General features: G+C 63.9%; 24 protein-coding genes and 1 tRNA gene. 20 read left to right on the top strand and 5 right to left on the bottom strand.

What is annotated here, in order from left to right; translation table 11 throughout:
- The first annotated feature begins 90 nt into the window (after positions 1 to 90).
- The 12 genes from N2605_RS19215 to N2605_RS19160 all read left to right on the top strand — a co-directional run bounded on the left by N2605_RS19215 (position 91) and on the right by N2605_RS19160 (position 10,803).
- Positions 91 to 594: a DUF6163 family protein gene (locus tag N2605_RS19215; RefSeq protein ID WP_025036697.1), complete on the top strand. Its 504-nt coding sequence runs from the start codon at positions 91 to 93 to the stop codon at positions 592 to 594.
- A 516-nt stretch (positions 595 to 1,110) separates the two neighbouring features.
- The gene (gene ldtR / locus N2605_RS19210) at positions 1,111 to 1,629 is read left to right on the top strand and encodes a transcriptional regulator LdtR (RefSeq protein ID WP_036025481.1); all 519 of its coding nucleotides are present in this window, start codon (positions 1,111 to 1,113) and stop codon (positions 1,627 to 1,629) included.
- A 202-nt stretch (positions 1,630 to 1,831) separates the two neighbouring features.
- Entirely contained in the window at positions 1,832 to 2,068 is a 237-nt protein-coding gene (locus N2605_RS19205; RefSeq protein ID WP_036010478.1) for a hypothetical protein, read from the top strand.
- A 37-nt stretch (positions 2,069 to 2,105) separates the two neighbouring features.
- Positions 2,106 to 2,327 carry a hypothetical protein gene (locus N2605_RS19200; protein WP_025036694.1) on the top strand — a complete coding sequence of 74 codons (222 nt, stop codon included), beginning with the start codon at positions 2,106 to 2,108 and terminating at the stop codon, positions 2,325 to 2,327.
- 263 nt (positions 2,328 to 2,590) lie between these two features.
- The gene (gene glyA, locus N2605_RS19195) at positions 2,591 to 3,889 is read left to right on the top strand and encodes a serine hydroxymethyltransferase (RefSeq protein ID WP_036025480.1); all 1,299 of its coding nucleotides are present in this window, start codon (positions 2,591 to 2,593) and stop codon (positions 3,887 to 3,889) included.
- A gap of 70 nt (positions 3,890 to 3,959) precedes the next feature.
- Entirely contained in the window at positions 3,960 to 4,442 is a 483-nt protein-coding gene (gene nrdR, locus N2605_RS19190) for a transcriptional regulator NrdR (protein WP_011087793.1), read from the top strand.
- Positions 4,439 to 5,587 (top strand): bifunctional diaminohydroxyphosphoribosylaminopyrimidine deaminase/5-amino-6-(5-phosphoribosylamino)uracil reductase RibD, encoded by a 1,149-nt coding sequence (ribD, locus tag N2605_RS19185; RefSeq protein ID WP_036010471.1) that lies wholly within the window; start codon positions 4,439 to 4,441, stop codon positions 5,585 to 5,587. The genes nrdR and ribD overlap by 4 nt, the downstream gene beginning before the upstream one ends.
- Positions 5,587 to 6,216 (top strand): riboflavin synthase, encoded by a 630-nt coding sequence (locus N2605_RS19180; RefSeq protein WP_074448002.1) that lies wholly within the window; start codon positions 5,587 to 5,589, stop codon positions 6,214 to 6,216. The genes ribD and N2605_RS19180 overlap by 1 nt, the downstream gene beginning before the upstream one ends.
- 62 nt (positions 6,217 to 6,278) lie before the next feature.
- On the top strand, positions 6,279 to 6,770 hold the full coding sequence (ribH, locus tag N2605_RS19175; protein WP_036010456.1) for a 6,7-dimethyl-8-ribityllumazine synthase: 492 nt from the start codon (positions 6,279 to 6,281) through the stop codon (positions 6,768 to 6,770).
- Positions 6,771 to 6,774: 4 nt separating this feature from the next.
- Complete coding sequence (gene nusB, locus N2605_RS19170) at positions 6,775 to 7,272, top strand: transcription antitermination factor NusB (RefSeq protein ID WP_036010453.1); 498 nt, start codon at positions 6,775 to 6,777, stop codon at positions 7,270 to 7,272.
- A gap of 175 nt (positions 7,273 to 7,447) precedes the next feature.
- Entirely contained in the window at positions 7,448 to 8,446 is a 999-nt protein-coding gene (gene thiL, locus N2605_RS19165; protein ID WP_036025476.1) for a thiamine-phosphate kinase, read from the top strand.
- Between the two features lie 236 nt (positions 8,447 to 8,682).
- A complete protein-coding gene (locus N2605_RS19160) occupies positions 8,683 to 10,803 on the top strand; it encodes a sodium-translocating pyrophosphatase (protein ID WP_036010450.1) in 2,121 nt (706 codons plus the stop codon).
- Between the two features lie 175 nt (positions 10,804 to 10,978).
- Here the strand turns inward: N2605_RS19160 and N2605_RS19155 are convergent, their stop codons facing one another.
- Together N2605_RS19155 and N2605_RS19150 are read right to left on the bottom strand one after the other, a co-directional pair.
- Complete coding sequence (locus N2605_RS19155; protein ID WP_036025470.1) at positions 10,979 to 11,980, bottom strand: Bug family tripartite tricarboxylate transporter substrate binding protein; 1,002 nt, start codon at positions 11,978 to 11,980, stop codon at positions 10,979 to 10,981.
- A gap of 216 nt (positions 11,981 to 12,196) precedes the next feature.
- On the bottom strand, positions 12,197 to 12,682 hold the full coding sequence (locus tag N2605_RS19150; protein ID WP_036010444.1) for an outer membrane protein assembly factor BamE: 486 nt from the start codon (positions 12,680 to 12,682) through the stop codon (positions 12,197 to 12,199).
- 98 nt (positions 12,683 to 12,780) lie between these two features.
- On the opposite strand from N2605_RS19150, the gene N2605_RS19145 reads away from it, so the two are divergent.
- The 8 genes from N2605_RS19145 (at position 12,781) to N2605_RS19110 (ending at position 18,311) form a co-directional block, all read left to right on the top strand.
- Positions 12,781 to 13,332 (top strand): ubiquinol-cytochrome C chaperone family protein, encoded by a 552-nt coding sequence (locus tag N2605_RS19145; protein WP_036025467.1) that lies wholly within the window; start codon positions 12,781 to 12,783, stop codon positions 13,330 to 13,332.
- Positions 13,329 to 13,892: a YceD family protein gene (locus N2605_RS19140; protein WP_036025465.1), complete on the top strand. Its 564-nt coding sequence runs from the start codon at positions 13,329 to 13,331 to the stop codon at positions 13,890 to 13,892. Before N2605_RS19145 ends, N2605_RS19140 begins: the two co-directional genes overlap by 4 nt.
- Positions 13,893 to 14,191: 299 nt before the next feature.
- Complete coding sequence (plsX, locus tag N2605_RS19135; RefSeq protein ID WP_036010436.1) at positions 14,192 to 15,253, top strand: phosphate acyltransferase PlsX; 1,062 nt, start codon at positions 14,192 to 14,194, stop codon at positions 15,251 to 15,253.
- A complete protein-coding gene (locus N2605_RS19130) occupies positions 15,250 to 16,230 on the top strand; it encodes a beta-ketoacyl-ACP synthase III (protein WP_036025462.1) in 981 nt (326 codons plus the stop codon). Before plsX ends, N2605_RS19130 begins: the two co-directional genes overlap by 4 nt.
- Before the next feature lie 132 nt (positions 16,231 to 16,362).
- A complete protein-coding gene (locus tag N2605_RS19125; protein ID WP_036010431.1) occupies positions 16,363 to 16,704 on the top strand; it encodes an integration host factor subunit alpha in 342 nt (113 codons plus the stop codon).
- 24 nt (positions 16,705 to 16,728) lie between these two features.
- On the top strand, positions 16,729 to 17,304 hold the full coding sequence (locus N2605_RS19120) for a MerR family transcriptional regulator (RefSeq protein ID WP_057029740.1): 576 nt from the start codon (positions 16,729 to 16,731) through the stop codon (positions 17,302 to 17,304).
- 109 nt (positions 17,305 to 17,413) lie between these two features.
- Positions 17,414 to 17,491 (top strand) — tRNA-Pro (locus tag N2605_RS19115).
- Positions 17,492 to 17,819: 328 nt separating this feature from the next.
- A complete protein-coding gene (locus tag N2605_RS19110) occupies positions 17,820 to 18,311 on the top strand; it encodes a DUF421 domain-containing protein (protein ID WP_036010407.1) in 492 nt (163 codons plus the stop codon).
- Positions 18,312 to 18,511: 200 nt separating this feature from the next.
- Here N2605_RS19110 and N2605_RS19105 read toward each other — a convergent pair whose 3' ends face one another.
- The 3 genes from N2605_RS19105 to N2605_RS19095 form a co-directional block, all read right to left on the bottom strand.
- The gene (locus tag N2605_RS19105; RefSeq protein ID WP_036010404.1) at positions 18,512 to 19,018 is read right to left on the bottom strand and encodes a septal ring lytic transglycosylase RlpA family protein; all 507 of its coding nucleotides are present in this window, start codon (positions 19,016 to 19,018) and stop codon (positions 18,512 to 18,514) included.
- A gap of 164 nt (positions 19,019 to 19,182) precedes the next feature.
- Entirely contained in the window at positions 19,183 to 19,728 is a 546-nt protein-coding gene (locus N2605_RS19100; RefSeq protein WP_225125132.1) for a hypothetical protein, read from the bottom strand.
- Positions 19,725 to 20,978, bottom strand: a complete 1,254-nt coding sequence (locus N2605_RS19095) for an OpgC domain-containing protein (RefSeq protein WP_063822468.1) — start codon at positions 20,976 to 20,978, stop codon at positions 19,725 to 19,727. Before N2605_RS19095 ends, N2605_RS19100 begins: the two co-directional genes overlap by 4 nt.
- Positions 20,979 to 21,298 lie beyond the last annotated feature (320 nt).

The raw sequence follows: 21,298 nt of genomic DNA, 5'->3' as shown, positions 1-21,298 counted from the left end.
CGTCACCGCGGCTTGACCTGCCGCAAGGCAGATCTGAACCTGACTTGGGCAGCCGATTGATTTTGCGGGCCGAAGCAGCCAGAAGGGGCCATGTCCGAGATCTCCACCCGCGATGCGGCCCAAGGCGGCGCCAATGCCAGGGACGCTGCCCGTGACACTGCCCGAGAGAGCGCGCTCTCAGTGGCGGCGATCTCCTCGGAGCGCTCGGAGTCCGACGACAATGTCTGGACCCGACGGCTGGTGCTGTTCCTGCGGGTGATGGCGCTGCTCTCGATCCTGAAAGGCCTCTATCACTGGGCGCAGGTCACGGGCTTCGTCGGCGGCGAGGACGAGGCGTTCGAGAACCAGTCGATGGCCTGGCAGGCCGCGACGGTCTACTTCGCGGTGATCGAGCTCGTCGCCGCCGTCGGCCTCTGGCTGGCGACGCCCTGGGGCGCGGTGGTGTGGCTGACGACCGTGGTGTCGATGGCCGTGATCGAGCTGATGTTCCCGGGAATCTACGGCGGCAGCCTCGTCGTGGTCGGCGTCGAGGTCTTCATGCTTGCCGCTTATCTTGCGCTCGCCTGGATGGCCGCGCGCGAGCGGCCGCCGTAGCGCGCAGAGATTCACGCTCACGCTCTCGTGCCCCGGACGCAATGCAGCACGCCGAAGTTTGCGGCGTGATGCGTTGCAGAGCCGGGGCCCATCTTTCCGATATCTCGCTTTTGGCTTCTGGGATCCCGGGTCTGCGCGCCGCTTGCTGCGCTTGTCCGGGACAGGAGAATGTTGCGTTTGGTTGACCGCTGGTTGCCTAAAATTCGCGGTAAGTTTTCATTGACCAGCCGGTTCCGCCACAGCTCTTACGCGTGCGTTTCGAAACGGGGCGGGGCTGTTCTGGAATGCGACAACAGCGGCGGACGGAGGGTGAACAGGACCTTGCGAAGGTCAACAGAGGCTTTCAAAAAGTACTTGTGGCACAGGCTTAATGCGCAATTCACTGTCTTAAATTCATGATCTCTTTATTCTCTTATTTAAGCCGATCTTCAAACGCCCCTCTTAAGTTGCACCTATCAGACGGGACACAAGTTTCGTCGAATAAGTGTCGATAAAAACGACAACAGGGGAAGTGTCATGATGAAAGCCGTCGCAACTGCGGCAGATACCGCAGAGCGCGTCTCCGGCCAGCAGGGTTCGGTGCAGTCGCTCTATCTGGAAGCTTTGACTCTGGTGGAGCGGCTGCATCGCCGGCTCCTCGACGTGATCAAGGACGAATTCGATCGCCGCGGCCGCGCGGACATCAACTCGGTCCAGGCGCTCTTGCTCTACAACATCGGCGACAAGGAGCTGACCGCGGGCGAATTGCGCACGCGCGGTTACTATCTCGGCTCCAACGTCTCCTACAATCTGAAGAAGCTCGTCGAGCTCGGCTTCCTCGATCATCAGCGCTCGCGGGTCGATCGCCGCTCGGTGCGCATCCGCCTGACCCCGCAGGGCCAGGAAGTCCGCCGCATCGTCGATGCGCTCTACCAGAAGCACGTCAAGACGGTGGAGCAGGTCGGCGGCATCTCCGGCGACGAGTTTGCGAACCTCAACAAGTCGCTGCACCGCCTGGAGCGGTTCTGGACCGACCAGATCCTCTATCGCCTCTGAGTTCTAAAGGGATCTGGGCGAAGCCGGCCCGCAACAAGACCGGCAGCCCTCCCGAACGTGCCTAACTTCCCCAAGCGCGCTGGTCCGGAGTTGCCCCGGACCGGTGCGTTGATATTTTTTTGCACCTGCGAAAAAATCCCCCCGGCAGCCAGGAACCAGTTCCGGGCTCGGCGCTTATCTTCTTCGGATCGGAGAAACGGCGATGCTGGTCGAGCGCGGGCTTCGGGTGATGAACGTGGAACTCGTCAGCGAGGCCTACGCCATCGCCGCGAACTACCTTCGCCGCTCCGGCGCAATCCCGGACACTCTCGTCACCGACGACCGCCTGCTTCACCTGATCGTCAAGCTGCTCCAGCAGGGCGAATTCAACAAGATCAGGCTGGCCAACAGGGCGATCGCCCGGTTCCAGGCGCAGACCGAGGCCAGAGCGGTTGCCTGATCAAAACCCCCAAGATCCCGACCAACCAGAGGATGCCATGGAAGCTGCCATCGACCGCATCATGCAGACCTACGACCTGCTCGCCAACCGCACCGCGGCGGCCAGCGCCGAGGCGCGTGAAAAGGTCACGAACTACCTCAACATCCTGATGGAAGCCGGCGAGACCGACACCCATAGGTTGACGGTCTGCGGCCTGACCTATCTGCGCCAGCTCGACGGCAGCGTCGACCCCGTGAAGGCGGGGTATACCGGGCTGTAAAACGACGCCGGCTGCCCCGGCGGCAGCTGGCAAGAAATAAGGCCCAAAGCGGCCCCACCCGGATATTGACGGGGAGCGGATCTCGCAAGACCGCTCCCGGGCTGAAAACCTCCAATCCCACCATATCTTGCATAAATATCAGGCCCGACCCGCAAATGCTTGGCCGCGGTCGGCCGATGTGGTAGATCGCGCGTGCTTCCGACCGCCACACCAGACCCGCCCGTAGCCCGCCAAAAGGCTGCGGCGGTGGAGATATTCGCAAGATGACCGCACCCAAGTCCGCCTCCGCGCCCGATTCGTTTTTCACCGCCTCGCTCGAGCAGGCCGATCCGGAAATCGCTGCCGCCATCAAGGGTGAGCTCGGTCGGCAGCGCCACGAGGTCGAGTTGATCGCCTCCGAGAACATCGTCAGCCGGGCCGTGCTGGAAGCGCAGGGTTCGGTCATGACCAACAAATACGCGGAAGGTTATCCGGGCGCGCGCTATTACGGCGGTTGTGAGTGGGTCGACGTCGCCGAGAACCTTGCGATCGATCGTGCCAAGAAGCTGTTCGGCGCCAGCTTTGCGAACGTGCAGCCGAACTCCGGCAGCCAGATGAACCAGGCGGTGTTCCTGGCGCTGCTGCAGCCCGGCGATACCTTCATGGGCCTGGATCTCGCCGCCGGCGGCCATCTCACCCATGGCTCGCCCGTGAACATGAGCGGCAAGTGGTTCAAGGCCGCGCACTACACCGTGCGCCGCGAGGACCAGATCATCGACATGGATGCGGTGGCCAAGCAGGCCGAAGAGGTCAAGCCGAAGCTGATCATCGCCGGCGGCTCGGCCTATTCGCGCGCCTGGGACTTCAAGCGTTTCCGCGAGATCGCCGACAGCGTCGGCGCTTACCTGCTGGTCGACATGGCGCATTTCGCTGGGCTCGTCGCCGGCGGCGTGCATGCTTCCCCGGTGCCGTATGCGCACGTCACCACCACCACGACGCACAAGTCGCTGCGTGGTCCGCGCGGCGGCCTGATGCTGTGGAATGACGAGACGCTGACCAAGAAGCTCAACTCGGCGATCTTCCCGGGTCTGCAGGGCGGTCCTTTGATGCACGTGATTGCAGCCAAGGCGGTCGCCTTCGGCGAGGCGCTCCGTCCGGATTTCAAGGTCTACGCCAAGAACATCGTCGAGAACGCCAAGGCCTTGGCCGAGACGTTGAAGGGCCATGGTCTCGATATCGTCTCCGGCGGCACCGACAATCATCTGATGCTGGTCGATCTCCGGCCGAAGGGCCTGAAGGGCAACGTCTCGGAGAAGGCGCTGGTTCGCGCCGCCATCACCTGCAACAAGAACGGCATTCCGTTCGACCCGGAATCGCCCTTTGTGACCTCGGGCATTCGGCTCGGCACGCCGGCTGCGACCAGCCGCGGCTTCGGCGTGGCCGAATTCCAGCAGGTCGGCGGCATGATCGCCGAGGTCCTCAATGCGATCGCGCAATCCTCCGACGGCAAGGCGCCGCTGGTGGAGGCTGCGGTCAAGGAACGGGTCAAGGCGCTCACCGACCGGTTCCCGATCTACCAGTAAGGCGCCGCATGATCCGGAAAAGTGGGTACCGGTTTTCCGAAGAGATCATGCGAAAATAAAGGTCACACGGATGCGCTGCCCGAACTGCAACAGTCTCGATACGCAGGTAAAGGACTCGCGTCCGACCGAGGACTCGTCCGTGATCCGCAGGCGGCGCGTGTGCGTCGCCTGCAATTTCCGCTTCACCACCTTCGAGCGCGTACAGCTGCGCGAGCTCACGGTGATCAAACGCAACGGCCGCCGCGTGCCGTTCGATCGCGACAAGCTGATGCGCTCGGTGCAGATCTCACTTCGCAAGCGGCAGGTCGAGCCGGAGCGCGTCGAGAAGATGGTCTCCACCATCGTGCGCGAGCTCGAGACCGGAGGCGAGGCCGAGATCTCCTCGGAGGTGATCGGCGAGACCGTGATGGAGCATCTGCGCACGCTCGACGACGTCGCCTATGTGCGCTTTGCCTCGGTCTACCGCAATTTCCGCGAGGCCAAGGATTTCGCCGACGTGCTCGGCGAGCTCTCCGGCGAGGAGGAAGCGCGGCTCGCCGCGATCCGCAAATGATCTTCCGCATCCTGGAAGACCAGTTCGCGCAGAAGGCCCGCGAGGCCAAGGATGCTGATCGCCGTTTCATGGAGCTGGCGCTTGCGCTCGGTCGGCGCGGGCAGGGCCGGACCTGGCCCAATCCGGCCGTGGGCGCCGTCATCGTCAAGGACGGCGTCATCGTCGGCCGCGGCTGGACGCAAGCAGGCGGACGTCCGCACGGTGAGCCCGAGGCGTTGCGGCGGGCGGGCGAAGCAGCGCGGGGCGCCACGCTCTACGTCACGCTGGAGCCGTGCTCGCATTTCGGCAAGTCGCCGCCTTGCGCCGATGCTGTGATCGCCGCCGGCATCAAGCGCGTGGTGGCGGCGATCGAGGACCCCAATCCGGAAGTTGCGGGCCAGGGCCATGCGCGCCTGCGCGCCGCCGGCATCAATGTGGACGTCGGTCTGTGCGCGGCGGAGGCCGCGTTCGACCATGCCGGCCATTTCCGCCGCATCCGGGACCAGCGTCCTCATGTGATCCTGAAGCTCGCGGTCTCGCCTGACGGCAAGATCGGTGCGGCCGGCGGCAAGCCCCTTGCGATCACGGGGGAGGCGGCACGCAACCGCGTGCATCTGCTCCGCGCGCAAAGCGATGCCATCCTGGTCGGCATCGGCACGGTGCTGGCGGATGATCCGCAGCTCAACTGCCGCCTGCCGGGCATGGCGGCGCGCTCGCCGGTGCGTGTGGTGCTCGACCGGAGCCTGCGCATTCCCGCATCGAGCCAGCTGGTTCGGTCCGCGCGCGAGACGCCGCTTTGGGTGATCGCGTCTGAGCTTGCGGAAGCGGCCGCCGCGACGCGCCTTGGCGCGGCCGGTGCGCAAATCATGCGCATGCCTCCGGGGAGTGCATCCGGGCTCGATCTTTCGGCCGTGCTGCATGCGCTGGCGGACAAGGGCATCACACGGCTGATGGTCGAGGGCGGCAGCCGCGTTGCGGCATCGTTCGTCGCGGCCGATCTCGTCGACGAGGTCTGGCTGTTCCGCGGAGCGGAAGCGGTCGGCGAAGGCGGCGTCGATGCGCTCGATGCATTGCCCCTGTCGAAAATCACGCAGTCGCCGGCCTACAAGGTTCATGCTAGCGAGACCTGCGGCAAGGATAACCTCACCATCTACGAGCGCGCGTAATGTTCACCGGCATTGTCACCGATATCGGCGAGATCGTCAGCTTCACGCCAACGGCGCCGGGGCAGCTGCACCGGCTGCGGATCGCCTGCCGCTACGATCAGAGCACGATTGCGGACGGCGCCTCGATCGCCTGCAACGGTGTGTGCCTGACCGTGGTTGCCTCGGGCGTTTCGGATGGCAGGGACTCCAAGCAAAGGACCTGGTTCGACGTTGACACCGCGGCCGAGACGCTGGCGCTGACGACGGCCAAGCACTGGAAGGTCGGCACCAGGCTCAACCTCGAGCGCGCGCTGAAGATCGGCGATGAGCTCGGCGGCCATATCGTCGCCGGCCACGCCGATGGCATTGCAACCATCGTCAGCCGCGAGGACTTGCCGGATATGGCGCGGTTCGTGCTCTCGACGACGCGGGAGCTGGCCCGGTTCATCGCCACCAAGGGCTCGATCACGCTCGACGGCGTCTCGCTGACGATCAATACGGTTGCAGACGTGACCTTTTCGGTGCTGATCATTCCGCACACGCTTGATGTTACGACGATCGGCAGCTGGAAGGCGGGGGATGAGGTTAATATCGAGGTCGACCTGATGGCCCGCTACGCGGCGCGGCTGACGGAAATGACGGTCTCTTAGAACTTGGCTTACATGCTTCCGGCGACTACATAGCGCCGACCCCTTTCGAAACGGATTGAACGATGGCAGACGCGCGGCGCGCACCCCTGAAGGACCAGACCGACATTTCCGGCGCGCGCGCGCTGATTGTCGAGGCGCGGTTCTATGACGATCTCCAGGATGCGCTGCTGGACGGCGCGGTGGCCGAGCTGAAGGCGGCCGGCCTGACCCACGACGTCATTACGGTTCCCGGTGCGCTGGAGATCCCCGCGGCAGTCGCCATCGCGGTCGATGCCGCGGCGGCGAACGGCAGGCCCTATGATGCGGTGATCGCGCTCGGCTGCGTGATCCGCGGCGACACCATTCATTTCGAGATCGTCTCGCAGGAATCCTCGCGCGCGCTGATGGACCTCGCCGTGGCGCGGAAGCTGCCGCTCGGCAACGGCATCCTCACCGTCAACACCGAGGCGCAGGCCTGGGCGCGGGCGCGTGCCAGCGAGCTCAACAAGGGCGGCGATGCCGCGCGCGCCGCGCTTGCGATGCTGCGCATTAAACGCCGCCTGGCGCGGGCCTGAAGCCATGGCCGATAACACCAAGAAGCCGACCGGCGTTGTCGAGAAGAAGGCGAACCGGCGCGGTGCGGCACGGCTCGCAGCCGTGCAGGCACTGTACCAGATGGACATCGCCGGTGCGGGCATCAACGACATCTTTGCCGAATTCGAAAGCCATTGGCTCGGCAACGAGGTCGAGGGCGAGACGTATCTGCCGGCGGAAGCCGCCTTTTTCCGCGACGTCGTCTCCGGCGTCGTCCGCGACCAGAAGAAGCTCGATCCTCTGATCGACGAGGCGCTGTCGAAGGGCTGGCCGCTCAAGCGGATCGAGGCGATCCTGCGGGCAGTGCTGCGGGCAGGAGCCTATGAGCTCCAGCATCGCAAGGACGTGCCGGGCCGGGTGGTGGTCTCCGAATATGTCGACGTCGCCAATGCTTTCGTCGACCGCGAGGAGACCGGCATGGTCAACGCCGTGCTCGACCAGATCGGCCGGCAGTTTCGCGGCGACGAGTTCGGGCGGGGGTAGTTTCCCGCGAGGGCGGTGAAGTGATGCGAGACGACTGCCCCATTCTTCGTCGTCATCACCCGCGAAGGCGGGTGATCCAGTACGCCGCGGCCTATCGGGCTAACACGACTGTCTCTCGAATACTGGATCGCCCGGTCAAGCCGGGCGATGACAGCGGTGGATGGGGCTGACGCCGATGGAAACCACACAAAATCCCTCCGGCGAAGACTCCCTCATCGCGCGCTATTTCAAACCGCTGGCGACCGATTCCGGCGCGTTCGGGTTGGTCGACGACGCGGCGGTGCTGTCCTCGTCCGGCGAGGACATCGTCGTCACCACCGACGCGGTGGTGGAGGGCGTGCATTATCTTGCCGGCGATCCGCCTGACAACATCGCGCGCAAGGCGCTGCGGGTGAACCTGTCCGATCTCGCGGCGAAAGGAGCGACGCCGGCAGGCTTCGTGCTGACGCTGGCGCTGCGCAGCAAGGAGGATGCCTGGCTGCGTCCCTTTGCGGACGCGCTGGGCGAGGATGCGAAGACCTTCGCTTGTCCTCTGCTCGGTGGCGACACGGTGTCGACGCCGGGCCCGCAGATGATCTCGATCACCGCCTTCGGCCGTGTGCCTCAGGGGCGGATGATCGGCCGCACCGGCGCAAGGCCGGGCGACCGCGTCCTGGTCACGGGCACGATCGGCGATGCCGCGCTCGGCCTCGACGTGCTCAAAGGCGGGGCTGCCGCCAGCGCGCTGACCTCCGATCCCGCTGCACGGGATTTTCTGGTCTCGCGCTATCGGGTGCCGCAGCCACGCAACGTGCTGGCGCCGGCCCTGCGCGATCATGCCACCGCGGCGATGGACGTCTCCGACGGGCTCGCCGGCGATCTGACCAAGCTCTGCGCCGCCTCCGGGGTCTCGGCCTCGGTCGACGTGACGAGCCTGCCACTCTCTGCCGCGGCAGCCAGCCTTCGCGCCCGCAACGTCGCGTCTGTCGAGACGCTGCTTGCCGGGGGCGACGACTACGAGGTGCTCTGCACCGTTCCGCCGGCACAATGCGAGACGCTGATTGCCGCGGGGCAGTCCCTCGGCGTTGCCGTGACTGCAATCGGTACCATCACGGAGGGGCAGAAGCCGCTGCGCTTCCTGGACGGGCAGGGCCAGGATCTGCTTTTGACGCGGCTGTCCTACAGCCACTTCTAGGAATTGCTCCAAACCGGCATCTGAGTTCTCAGCGCTTGGTCCTAAATACCTGCCAAGATCGGCCTTTTCGGGCTGATCCGGCGTTGCACCCTCAATGTGATTTTGGCAAGCTCGCGGCCGACTGGAGCCGTCCCTTAAGGGCAAGGGGGCGGCTTTGTTCAAAATCAAGGCGCTTCACCGCACGACGGACAACAAAAGGCGCCGGGGGTACATCAAGGATCTGAGGCAAACATCACATGACAGCATTATGGTTGATAGTGCTCTGCGGAGCGCTTTCCGTCGCCTACGCGATTTGGGCGACGTCTTCGGTCTTGGGCGCGGATGCGGGGTCGCCGCGCATGCAGGAGATCGCAGGGGCGGTGCGCGAAGGCGCACAAGCCTATCTCCGGCGGCAATACACCACGATCGGTATCGTCGGCATCGTCATCTTCGTACTGCTTGCCTATTTCCTCGGGCTCTATGTCGCGATCGGTTTCGCCATCGGCGCGATCCTGTCCGGCGCTGCGGGCTTCATCGGCATGAACGTCTCGGTCCGCGCCAATGTGCGCACCGCCCAGGCCGCGACGACGTCGCTGGCCGGCGGCCTGGAGCTCGCCTTCAAGGCGGGCGCCATCACCGGCCTTCTGGTGGCGGGTCTGGCGCTGCTCGGCGTGACGCTCTATTTCGGCTTCCTGGTCCATTCGCTGAAGCTCGCGCCGGATAGCCGCGTCGTCGTCGACGCCCTGGTGGCGCTCGGCTTCGGCGCCTCGCTGATCTCGATCTTCGCCCGTCTCGGCGGCGGCATCTTCACCAAGGGTGCGGACGTCGGCGGCGACCTCGTCGGCAAGGTCGAGGCCGGCATTCCCGAGGATGACCCGCGCAACCCTGCGACCATCGCCGACAACGTCGGCGACAACGTCGGCGACTGCGCCGGCATGGCCGCCGACCTGTTCGAGACCTATGCGGTGACCGCGGTCGCCACCATGGTCCTGGCGGCGATCTTCTTCGCCAAGACGCCGATCCTCGCCAACATGATGACGCTGCCGCTCGCGATCGGCGGCATCTGCATCATCACCTCGATCATCGGCACCTTCTTCGTCAAGCTCGGGCCGAGCCAGTCGATCATGGGCGCGCTTTACAAGGGCCTGATCGCAACGGGCATCCTGTCGCTGATCGGCATCGCCCTGGTGATCTACTACCTGATCGGCTTCGGCAAGCTCGAGGGCGTCAACTACACCGGCCTGGCGCTGTTCGAGTGCGGCGTGGTCGGTCTCATCGTCACCGCCCTGATCATCTGGATCACCGAATACTACACCGGGACCGACTATCGTCCGGTGAAGTCGATCGCCCAGTCCTCGGTCACCGGCCACGGCACCAACGTGATCCAGGGCCTCGCCATCTCGATGGAAGCGACCGCGTTGCCTGCGATCGTCATCATCGCCGGCATCCTGGTCACCTACAGCCTCGCCGGGCTGTTCGGCATCGCGATCGCGACCGCCACCATGCTGGCGCTGGCCGGCATGATCGTCGCCCTCGACGCCTTCGGCCCCGTCACCGACAATGCCGGCGGCATTGCCGAAATGGCGGGACTGCCGAAGGAGGTGCGCAAGTCGACCGACGCGCTCGACGCGGTCGGCAACACCACCAAGGCGGTCACCAAAGGCTACGCGATCGGCTCCGCTGGTCTCGGCGCCCTGGTGCTGTTCGCGGCCTACAACGAGGACCTCAAGTTCTTCGTGGCCCGCTCCGCGCAGCATCCCTACTTCGCCGGCGTCAATCCGGACTTCTCACTGAACAATCCCTACGTCGTGGTGGGCCTGCTGTTCGGCGGTCTGTTGCCGTACCTGTTCGGCGCGATGGGCATGACCGCGGTCGGCCGTGCGGCCGGTGCGATCGTCGAGGAGGTCCGTCGCCAATTCCGCGAGAAGCCGGGCATCATGCAGGGCACCGACAAGCCTGATTACGGCAAGGCGGTCGACTTGCTCACGCGCGCGGCAATCAAGGAGATGATCATCCCCTCGCTGCTGCCGGTGCTGTCGCCGATCGTCGTCTACTTCCTGATCTATGCGATCGCGGGCGGCGGCGCGGCCGGCAAGTCGGCGGCATTCTCGGCCGTCGGCGCCATGCTGCTCGGCGTCATCGTGACGGGCCTGTTCGTCGCGATCTCCATGACCTCGGGCGGCGGCGCCTGGGACAACGCCAAGAAGTACATCGAGGACGGTCATTTCGGCGGCAAGGGCTCTGATGCCCATAAGTCCGCGGTGACCGGCGATACCGTCGGCGATCCCTACAAGGACACGGCGGGACCTGCGGTGAACCCGATGATCAAGATCACCAATATCGTGGCCCTGCTGCTGCTGGCGATCCTGGCGCACTGAGCGGCGCTGACGCGACAAGAGAAAACCCCGCGGCGTGAGCCGCGGGGTTTTTGATTTGGCGATCCGACGCTCTCCCGACGTCATTGCGAGGAGCTCTTGCGACGAAGCAATCCAGCATCGTTCCGCAGAGACAGCCTGGATTGCTTCGCTTCTCTCGCAATGACGTGAGAGAGACCTACTGCACGTCCATCTGCAGGCCTTCCTTCTGGATGATGCCGGCGAACTTCTTCGTCTCGGCGTCCACGAAGGCGGCGAACTGCTCGGGCGTGCCGTAGTCGGCGCGGGCGCCCATGGCGGCGATCTGCTTCTTGACGTCCTCGCGCTCCAGCATCGCCTTGACCTGGAGATTGAGCGCGCCCAGCACCTCGGGCGAAGCGCCCTTCGGCAGGAAGACCGCGAACCAGGAGGACACGTCGAAATTCGCCAGCTCCGACGCGCTCTCGCGCATGGTCGGCAGGTCTTTGGCGAGGTCGCTGCGCTCGGGCGTGGTGACGCAGAGACCGTTGAGCGTGCCGCTCTGCACCTGAGGCAGGGTCGGATAGAGATTGTCGAACAGGATCTGGATGTCGCCGGCAAGGGCGGCCTGGAGCGCGGGGCCGGCGCCGCGGAACGGGATGTGCGTCATCTTCAGGCCGGTGAGCTGGAGAAACCAGGCGCCGGTGAGGTGGGGGCTCTGGCCGACGCCGGAGGAGGCGTAGCTGAGCTTGTCCGGATTGGCCTTCAGATACGCGATCAGCTCGGGAATCGTTTTGATGCCGGTCTTCGGATGCGCCGAGACGATGTTCGGAATCCGGATCATGTTCGAGACCGGCTGAAGCTGGTCCGGCTTGTAGCTGAGGTTCTTGAAGATGCTGTAGGCGATCGCGTTCGGGCCGGGGTTGCCGACCAGGATGGTGTGACCATCCGGCTTGGCGCGCACGGCCTCGGCGGTGCCGATCGTGCCGCCGCCGCCGGAGCGGTTTTCCACCACAGTCGACTGACCCCAGGCGGTTTGCAGATGCGCGGCCAGGAGGCGGCCCATCACGTCCGTCGAGCCGCCGGCCGCGGCCGGCACGATGAGACGAACGTTTTCAGTGGGCTTCCAGTCGGCAAGGCTCGATCGCGGTAGAATCGCTGCGGCCGAAAGGCCGGCAGCACCGGCGAGCACACGACGGCGGGACAACAAAGGCTTATGCACGAATCCACTCCTGCTTTTTGCTTTGCGGGAACCGTAGGGAACGGCACGTGCGACCGCAAGTCGCGCGCGACGACAAGTGCCGCGCAGAGAGCGGCACGACGACGCAGGCGTAAGCCCATATACCTTGCGATGGAATTAAGCGGCTTCAGGAGCCTCGTTCGACGCGCATTTTCGACGCGAAGCGACAAGCCGCTTCGATCGAATCCTTCGACGGCCTCAGTTGAAGCTGAGCAGCTTGAACAGCGGGGTAAGGTAGCTCATCTCCTGACCCGACGTCGGCGTGGTGCGGCTGATGAAGTCGAAGATCTTGCCGTCCTGGAGACCGTAATTCGCAAGCCGGCGCACGCGCCGGGTCTTGTCGAAATAGACTGCGATGACACGCTGATCGACCACCTTCTGGTTCATGAAGGCGACCGGGCGCTCCGAGCGCTGCGAGATGTAGTAGAACACTTCACCGTCGAGGGTCGCGACCGTCGAAGGCGTGCCCATCACGATCAGCACCTGATCCTGGCTCGCGCCGATCGGAATCTGCTCGAGCGCGCCGGGCGGCAGGATGTAGCCTTTCTGGAACTGCTCGCCGGTGCAAGCTGCAAGGGCCACGCCGATCACGGCGGTGGCCGCGAGCATGCGCAGGCCGCGCCAACAGGCATGAAGGCCGCGCCGCATATCCGCGCGCAGGCTGATCTGGTTCGTTGTCGTCATAGCGGAACTGATTCCGTCCCCTTGCGTCGCGCGAGGCGCTGAAGTACCGGGCTGGGCGTCTGAATGCAACTCGCGCGCGCCCGCTTGCGGAAACCACAATGCTTTGGCCGTTCAATCACTTCAGGAAACCCCGGCGAACCCCGCCCGGCACCATTGAGGCCATCTATGGCATGATCGTGACGCAGGCGCGAGAACCCCTGTTTTACCGGGTTTTGGGTGTGCCCGATACGGTTAACGGGCGTTTCGACCTGTTGCTGCTGCATCTCTGGCTGCTGCTGCGCCGTCTGCGCGCGGTTCAGGGCGCCGCGGAGCTGTCGCAGGCGCTGTTCGACCGCTTCTGCGAGGACATGGACGACAATCTGCGCGAGATGGGGGTGGGCGACCAGACCGTGCCGAAGCGGATGCGGGCCTTCGGCGAGGCATTCTACGGCCGCGTCCAGGCCTATGACCAGGCGATGGAAGCCGGCGGCGAGGCGCTGGCAGCGGCGATCTGCAAGAATATCTTGAATGGGACCGGCTTCGACCAGGCGGAGCGGCTCGCGGCCTATGCGAGGGCCAGCGAGGCCGATCTTGGCCGGACCGACGAGGCCGCGCTGCTGCGCGCGTCCTTCAAGTTTCCCCGGGCGCTGTCAGAGGATGTCACGCCATGAGCCGACCAGATACCGAGCGCGATCCCTGGCGGGCGCCCGTCATCGTTGCGCAAATCCCGGACGGCGGGTTGCATCGCGAGCTCGAGGCCTCAGTGGCCGAGCGGCAGGCGATGGCGGAGGTTGCGGGCTTGCGCGAGATCCTGTCCGCCCATGCCAGCTTCGATGTTGTGCCGAAAAGCGGGGGGCGGGTCCAGGTCACGGGCCTGGTTCGTGGCCGGATCGGCCAGACCTGCGTCGTCACGCTGGATCCGATCGAGAGCGAGATCGAGGAGGAGGTGGACCTGATGTTCGCCCCCGAGGCCGAGGCGCGCCGCCTGGCCGATCTGATCGAGGAGGGGCAGGACGACGAGGCGCCGCCCGAGGTTGCCGACCCGCCCGAGCCGATCACGGGCGGCATCATCGACCTCGGCCGGCTCGCCACCGACGTCCTGTTCCTGGCGATCGATCCCTATCCACGCAAGGAGGGGGCCGTGTTCGAGGCGGAGGTCACCGCTCCCGACCCCGAAGACCATCCCTTCGCCGTGCTGAAGGCATTGCAGGACAAGAAGAAGGGCCAATGAGGGGCATTTTGGCTCGCGGCTGCCTTGCCAGGGGACGCGAGCCATTTGCCCTGATGGTTTGAGACAGCTGTTTATCTCACTGATTTCAATGGATTTCTCGCGAAATCCGCGCCCGGCGGCCGGATTGCCCCGAATGCAAAAGGCTGGGGGCAAGAGGTTGTTTCGGGGGTACAAAACGCTATTGTCGCGCCCCGGTCCGGGTGCGGCGTGGCGCTTGGCCGGCCGCCGTCCCGGTGGCGAACCCATTTTGCGGCCCCGCTGATCCCAAGACCGCACCAGACCAGGTTTCCAGGACTTACATGCCAAGCAAGGTTCGCATCGCGCTGGACGCCATGGGGGGCGATGTCGGCCCCGCCGTGGTCATTCCGGGCGCCGCCATCTCGCTTGGCCGGCATCGCGACACCGAGTTCCTGCTGGTCGGCGACCGCGCCAGGATCGAGCCCGAGCTCGACCAGCACCCGAAGCTGAAGGCCGCCTCCAAGATCATCCATACCGACGTCGCCGTCAGCATGAAGGACAAGCCGAGCCAGGCGCTGCGGCGCGGCCGCAAGACCTCCTCGATGTGGCTCGCGATCGACGCGGTCAAGAAGGGCGAGGCGGACGTCGCGATCTCCGCCGGCAATACCGGCGCGCTGATGGCGATGGCGCGCTTCCATCTGCGCACCCTGCCGGGCATCGACCGGCCGGCGATCTCGGCGATCTGGCCGACCCTGCGCGGGGAGTCCGTCGTGCTCGACCTCGGCGCCACCCTCGGCGGCGATGCCCACCATCTGGTGTCGATGGCGGTGATGGGCGCGGCCAAGGCGAGCGTGCTGTTCAACAAAACCCGGCCCACGGTCGGGCTGCTCAACATCGGCGCCGAGGAGATCAAGGGCCACGAGGAGATCCGCGAGGCCAGCGAGATCCTGCGGGCGCGGAACCTGCCGGAGCTCGACTATATCGGTTTCGTCGAGGGCGACGGCATTGGCAAGGGGCTCGCCGACGTGATCGTCACCGAAGGCTTTAGCGGCAACATAGCGCTGAAGGCGGCCGAGGGAACCGCACGGCAGATGGCGGAATTGCTTCGTCACGAGATGCAGCGGAGCTGGATGTCCAAGCTCGGCTACCTCTTCGCGCGCAGCGCCTTCCAGGCCCTGCGCGACAAAATGGACCCCAACAAGTCCAATGGTGGCGTGCTGCTGGGACTGAACGGGGTGGTGGTCAAGAGCCACGGCGGAACCAACGCCGAAGGCTTTGCCTATGCGATCGATGTTGGCTATGAGATGGCTCACTACGATCTCCTGAACAAGATCAATCAGATGCTCAACCGCGAGGGTGGTGCACTCAAATTCGTGCAGCCCGCGCCGGAGGATGTTTCGTGACTCAGATTCGTTCGGTCGTGCTGGGCTGCGGCTCTTATCTGCCGGAGCAGGTGGTGACCAACGCCCAATTGGCGGCGCGCATCGATACCTCCGACGAGTGGATCGTGCAGCGCACTGGCATTCGCGAGCGGCACATCGCGGCCGAGGGCGAGTTCACCTCGCACCTCGCCATCAAGGCGGCACAGGCGGCGCTCCGCGATGCCGGCGTTGACGCGCAATCGATCGAGCTGATCGTGCTGGCGACCTCGACGCCCGACAACACCTTCCCCGCGACCGCCGTCGCCGTGCAGCACGGCCTCGGCATCAATCATGGCGCGGCCTTCGATCTGCAGGCAGTGTGCTCGGGCTTCGTCTTCGCGCTCGCCACCGCCGACAATTTCCTGCGCACCGGGGCCTACAAGCGCGCGCTGGTGATCGGCGCGGAGACCTTCTCGCGCATCCTCGACTGGAACGATCGCGGCACCTGTGTGCTGTTCGGCGACGGCGCCGGCGCCGTGGTGCTGGAGGCGCAGGAGCAGCCCGGCAATGCCGCGACCGACCGCGGCATCGTGACCACGCATCTGCGCTCCGACGGCCGCCACAAGGCAAAGCTGTTCGTGGACGGCGGGCCGTCCTCGACCCAGACCGTCGGCCATCTGCGCATGGAGGGCCGCGAGGTCTTCAAGCACGCGGTCGGTATGATCACCGACGTCATCGTCGATGCCTTTGCGGCGACAGGGCTCAATGCCGACGGCATCGACTGGTTCGTGCCGCACCAGGCCAACAAGCGAATCATCGACGCTTCCGCGCACAAGCTGCACATCGCGCCGGAGAAGGTGGTGCTGACGGTGGACCGTCACGGCAACACCTCGGCGGCCTCGATCCCGCTGGCGCTCTCGGTGGCGCGCAAGGACGGCCGCATCAAGAAGGGCGACATGGTCCTGCTGGAGGCCATGGGTGGCGGCTTTACCTGGGGCTCCGCGCTGGTGCGCTGGTAAGCCACACCGATAAAATTTTGCCGGAATCCGCGCCGATTATCGCGACGTGTACATTGATGTGCGGTGTTGACCGCCGTATCGTAAGCTCATAATTTCAGACAAGAATTGTTCGCCGTGAGGTGGGGCAGGGCGATGAGCGAGACCAGCAAAACCGTAACGCGTGTCGATCTGTGCGAAGCCGTCTACCAGAAGGTGGGCCTATCGCGCACGGAATCGTCTGCCTTCGTGGAACTCGTGCTGAAGGAGATCACCGACTGCCTGGAGAAGGGCGAGACGGTGAAATTGTCCTCGTTCGGCTCCTTCATGGTGCGCAAGAAGGGCCAGCGCATCGGCCGCAACCCGAAGACCGGCACCGAGGTGCCGATCTCGCCGCGCCGCGTCATGGTGTTCAAGCCGTCGGCGATCCTGAAGCAGCGGATCAACGCCCAGCACCGTACCAACGGTGACGCCACCCAGGCTCAAGAAGAGGCGTAACCGCCTTTCGGAAAGGACTGGCCTTTGGACAAGGCGCCGGATGCGTTCCGAACCATCAGCGAAGTAGCGCAGGAACTCGACATTCCGCAGCACGTGCTGCGGTTCTGGGAGACCCGCTTCTCCCAGATCAAGCCGATGAAGCGCAGCGGCGGCCGCCGCTATTATCGCCCCGACGACGTCGACCTGCTCAAAGGCATCCGCCGGCTGCTCTACGGCGAAGGCTATACCATCCGCGGGGTGCAGCGGATCCTGAAAGAGCACGGCGTCAAATCGGTGCAGGGCCTCGCCGACAGCGCGGCCGCGGTCTCCTTTGGCGCCATCGAGGACGCGATCGGCGCGAGCCTGATGGAGCCCGAGGACGAGGCCCCCATCAAGGGCATCACCGACACCGACGATGACGACTATCAGGGCGATGAAGAGGAAGGCATCGACTTCCGCTTCACCGAGGTCGACGACGAGGAGATCCTCACCACCTTCCGCAAAGGCGGCGCCGCCGTGCCCGCCGGCCCCAGCGCGCTCGACCGCGAGCGGCTGGAGCGGGTCCTCGGCGATCTCGTCGCCTGTCGCGAGATGCTGGATCAGGCCCTGAAGGAGGGCTAGGGCGGTCCCCGGCTTTGCGGGGCAGTTCCGGCCCCGCTTGGGCGGATACACCAAAATGCTGCGGCCTCGCCTTGCGCAAAGCGGCGATCCTAGCTAATGGAACGGCATTCGGAGCGTGGCGCAGCCCGGTTAGCGCACTAGTCTGGGAGACTAGGGGTCGGAGGTTCAAATCCTCTCGCTCCGACCATTTTTTCAACCTCTGTCGGGTGACCGTCGGCGTGGAGCGTGCTCCGGCCGCGACGATGCCTGTGGCCAGAAGCGGGGCCTGCGGTGGGCGGTACATCGAAACGACGAAAACAACCCCATGCACAGTAGCGATGTCATTGAGTCATATTGTTTTTCCGAATCGCCGCGTCGGACAGTGGTAGGAGCTGATCGTCCAGAGGACAATCACGGTCGAGCGGTCGGCTAGAGCCTCAACTCTTCACCATCCTCCTCGCAACTCCGAAACTGTTCGGGTCCGATAAGAGTTTCGATTCGCGGCATCAGGACGCTTCCATTCAGGCGAGGGCAACATGTTTCAGTTATCGTGGAGCGAGATCTTCGTCCCGACGCATTCCATCATGGAAATGATCGTGCGGGGCACCATCATGTATCTCGGCATCTTCACCCTGATGCGGTTCATTTTGAAGCGACAAACCGGCGGACTCAGCATTCCCGATTTGCTTCTCGTCGTCCTGTTGGCGGACGCGGCGCAGAATGGCATGGCGGGCGAATACCACTCGATCACAGAAGGTATCGTGCTCGTTGCCACCATCATTTTCTGGAATCTAGCCATCGACTGGGTCGGGTATCACGTGCCTTTCGTGGAGCGGCTTGCTCGGCCGGCGCCGCTCCTGCTCATCAAAAACGGGCAGGTCCTTCGCCGCCACATGCGGCAGGAGCTGGTGACGATGGATGAGTTGATGAGCAAGCTTCGCGAGGAGGGGATAGCGAGTCCCTCGGACGTCGTAGAGGCATATATCGAGGGCGACGGAAATATCAGCGTGAAGAAGAAGGAAGCCTGACGACCTTCGTCTGCCCGCCGACATGATCGGCGTTGCGGGACTACTTGTTATTCTGCGAGGCTTCCGCCGGCTTCCCCAAAAGGCACAAGCGCTGATACCTCAAATACCCCATCGCCATCCCGTTGAAGGCGGTGAGTACTCGAGGTCATATCCACAAACGCGTCGGGTTTTCAATGTCACGGCCGTTCAAAAGCCGCCCGCTACAACACCTCGGCACGAACCTGAGCTACGCCGCGATTCGTAATCCCCAAGCTGCGCGCGGCAGCGAGCGAGAGATCGAGGACGCGGCCACGAATGAACGGGCCTCTGTCGTTGATGGTGACGATGACGCTGCTTCCTCCATGGGTCACGCGGACCTTGGTGCCGAACGGCAGGCTGCGATGCGCCGCCGTGAGGTGATTCCGATTGAATGTCGAACCGCTCGCTGTCTTGCCTTTGGAATATGAATAATAGGAGGCCTTTCCCGAAAAGACTCGATTGAAAGATCGCATGCCCGAGCGATCAGCCGATGGCTCTTGTGCGGTTGGAGGTGGCGCCTCAATCTGATCCTTCTTCGGCTGTTCGGGTCCAGCAGGCGCCGGCTCTGCCTGAGCCTTCGGAATGATGGACCACCGGTCATGGAAATCCTGTGCTGCAGCGCCGTTCGCGTTCAATCCGATCCAAGCAGGGACTGTCGCAATCGCCGCCATTCTGACGAGAAGATGCATTGTCGACCTCGTGAACGATTGAAGATCAAGCCGACAATGCAAGCTCAGAGGTCGCGTTCCTCAAGACGCGCAAAACGGTGATGACATACCGACATCGCGGAGCAAGAGCGTGCCTGACTGAGATTGACCACGCTCCGGTTCTGCCCGGCCTCAATAATAATGATTTAATTTGTCAAAATTAAATATGCATAAATATTTAAATTGGCGAGGCGAGTTACCGCGCGACGACTGACGCGGTCGCGTCCCGGCGGAGGATGAGTCGCGCAAATACGATCAGCTTTGGACGCGGGCAGTGCGATCGTCATCAGGCCAGATGCGAAGCTCAAGAAGCATCGTGCGGAGCTAGATCGCAAGTGCCCTGGCTTGTCGCCCACCCAGCTCAAATACCCCACCACCATCCTTGTCGTCTCGTCCACCAGCACCTTCACCATTTTCTCCGACAGCATCTCGGCTGCGTTCAGCGCCGTGTTGTGCGCGATGGCTTCGATCGTGCTCACGCACATGAACGCTGCGAGCGCGGGGTCGAGCTTGCGCATCTCCTTCCGGTGACGTTCGAGATAGGCGCGCACGAGGGCGTGGATTTCGTGGCTGTAGGCCTCGACCTCGGCGAGGTGGCCGGAGCGGGGGATCTGCTCGGCGAGGACGCGGTGCAGATTCGGGTCGATGGAATGGGCCTCGATCGCGATCTTGACGGCCGGCGCGGTTGTCAAACTTCCCTTAACGGCTGCTGCTGCGTACCCGTCCCGCAAGCGACCTGCGGCACCGTTCCGGCGGCGCGCACTACAAGATGCTCGAGGGGGCCGGTGCTTTCCGGCGCCCTCTTTCCATCCACCGGACTCTCATGTGAAGGTTTCTCTACTCGCTTTGACCAGGATCTGTAGTAGGCAACCGCCGTCATGATCGCGATTCCCGCAGCTCCGACGAGCAGTTGAGCGAGGATGCCGTTCCCTGCCAACTGCAGGATGAAGTACCCGATGAAGGCCAGGAGAATGCCCACACAGAACACTTCGAGGGACTGCTGGCCGCACTTTACCAGGGGTCGCAAGATGGTGGCTTGTAGCCCGCGCGCATCGATCGGTATGAACCGGGCACCAAGGATAATCAGTACCATCAAATGAAGATAGCGGTAGGGCGCCAGATTGGTCTTGTCGTTGGGATTGAAAAGCTCGAACAAGGCAGGCGCAAACAAGGCCCGGAGCTGAGGCTGGTGAGCAGCTAACGTCATGATCGCCGCAAAAATCAAATAGGCAACCGCAACAACCAGCACGAACCTGGACCGCAGCAAGAAATGCAGACGCCCCGCACCGGTCAACGCGAGCCATGCGCCCGTAACAAACAGAAGCTGCCACGCCAGCGGATTGAAGTACCAGCTTCCCGACGGATAGGAAGGCAGGTTCCAATGGAATTGCCGCGCAGCCAGATATAACAGCACCGACCCGATCATGGCGGCGTCGGGAAATCTCAACATCAACCAGAGGATCGGAGGAAACAGGCCCATCAAGACGACGTACAGCGGCAGCACGTCCAAATTCAGAGGCTTGTATCGCAGCAAAAGCCCCTGCGTCATCATCTCGATCGGCGCGCTGGTGACCGGTCCGGCGTTGAACAGATCGATCAGATCAGGCGCGTTGAACCTCTCCGACAGGAAATGGATGAAAGCCAGGTAGATCATGAATAGCACGATATGGGCGGTGTAGATTTGCCATACGCGCCTGAAGAGCCTGCTCGTTCCGAACACAAAGCCTCGCTCCATTTTTCGGGTATAAACGAGCGCCGAGGTGTAGCCGGAGATGAACACGAACAGGTCGGCCCCGTCGCTGAATCCATAATTTCGGAACGAACACCACACCAGCACTGTGCCGGGCACATGGCCGAGAAACATCGCCCAGTTGGCGAGGCCGCGAAACAGGTCGAGACGCAAATCACGTTGCGGTGGTGGCAGCGCAAGCGCGAGCTTCATTCTGCTTTCCGTCGTGTCACGATTCACGATCGATGTCCGCGCCCCGGCACTCCGCCGGGATCGCTCACGCTAGATGGCAGGCAATACAACACCCATACGACAATGTTGGCGCGCTGAGGCCGGCGGGATATTGACCTGAGTCAAGCGGCCCGCCGAGAGCCCCGGTACTATGCATGGTAACTTGGTCCCGAACAAACGCGGTGCGCTTTGTGTCATCGGGCCTGGCGAAGTGGGCGCTTCCTCGATCCGTCGTGTTCGGACATTACGGTGACAGTGCTGGACTGCATTCTGGCGCGCCTCTCAGGGCGCAGGACGCTGCC

Source organism: Bradyrhizobium yuanmingense, from assembly GCF_025200905.1.
GTDB lineage: Bacteria > Pseudomonadota > Alphaproteobacteria > Rhizobiales > Xanthobacteraceae > Bradyrhizobium > Bradyrhizobium yuanmingense.
This window is presented reverse-complemented; position numbering and strand designations above follow the sequence as displayed.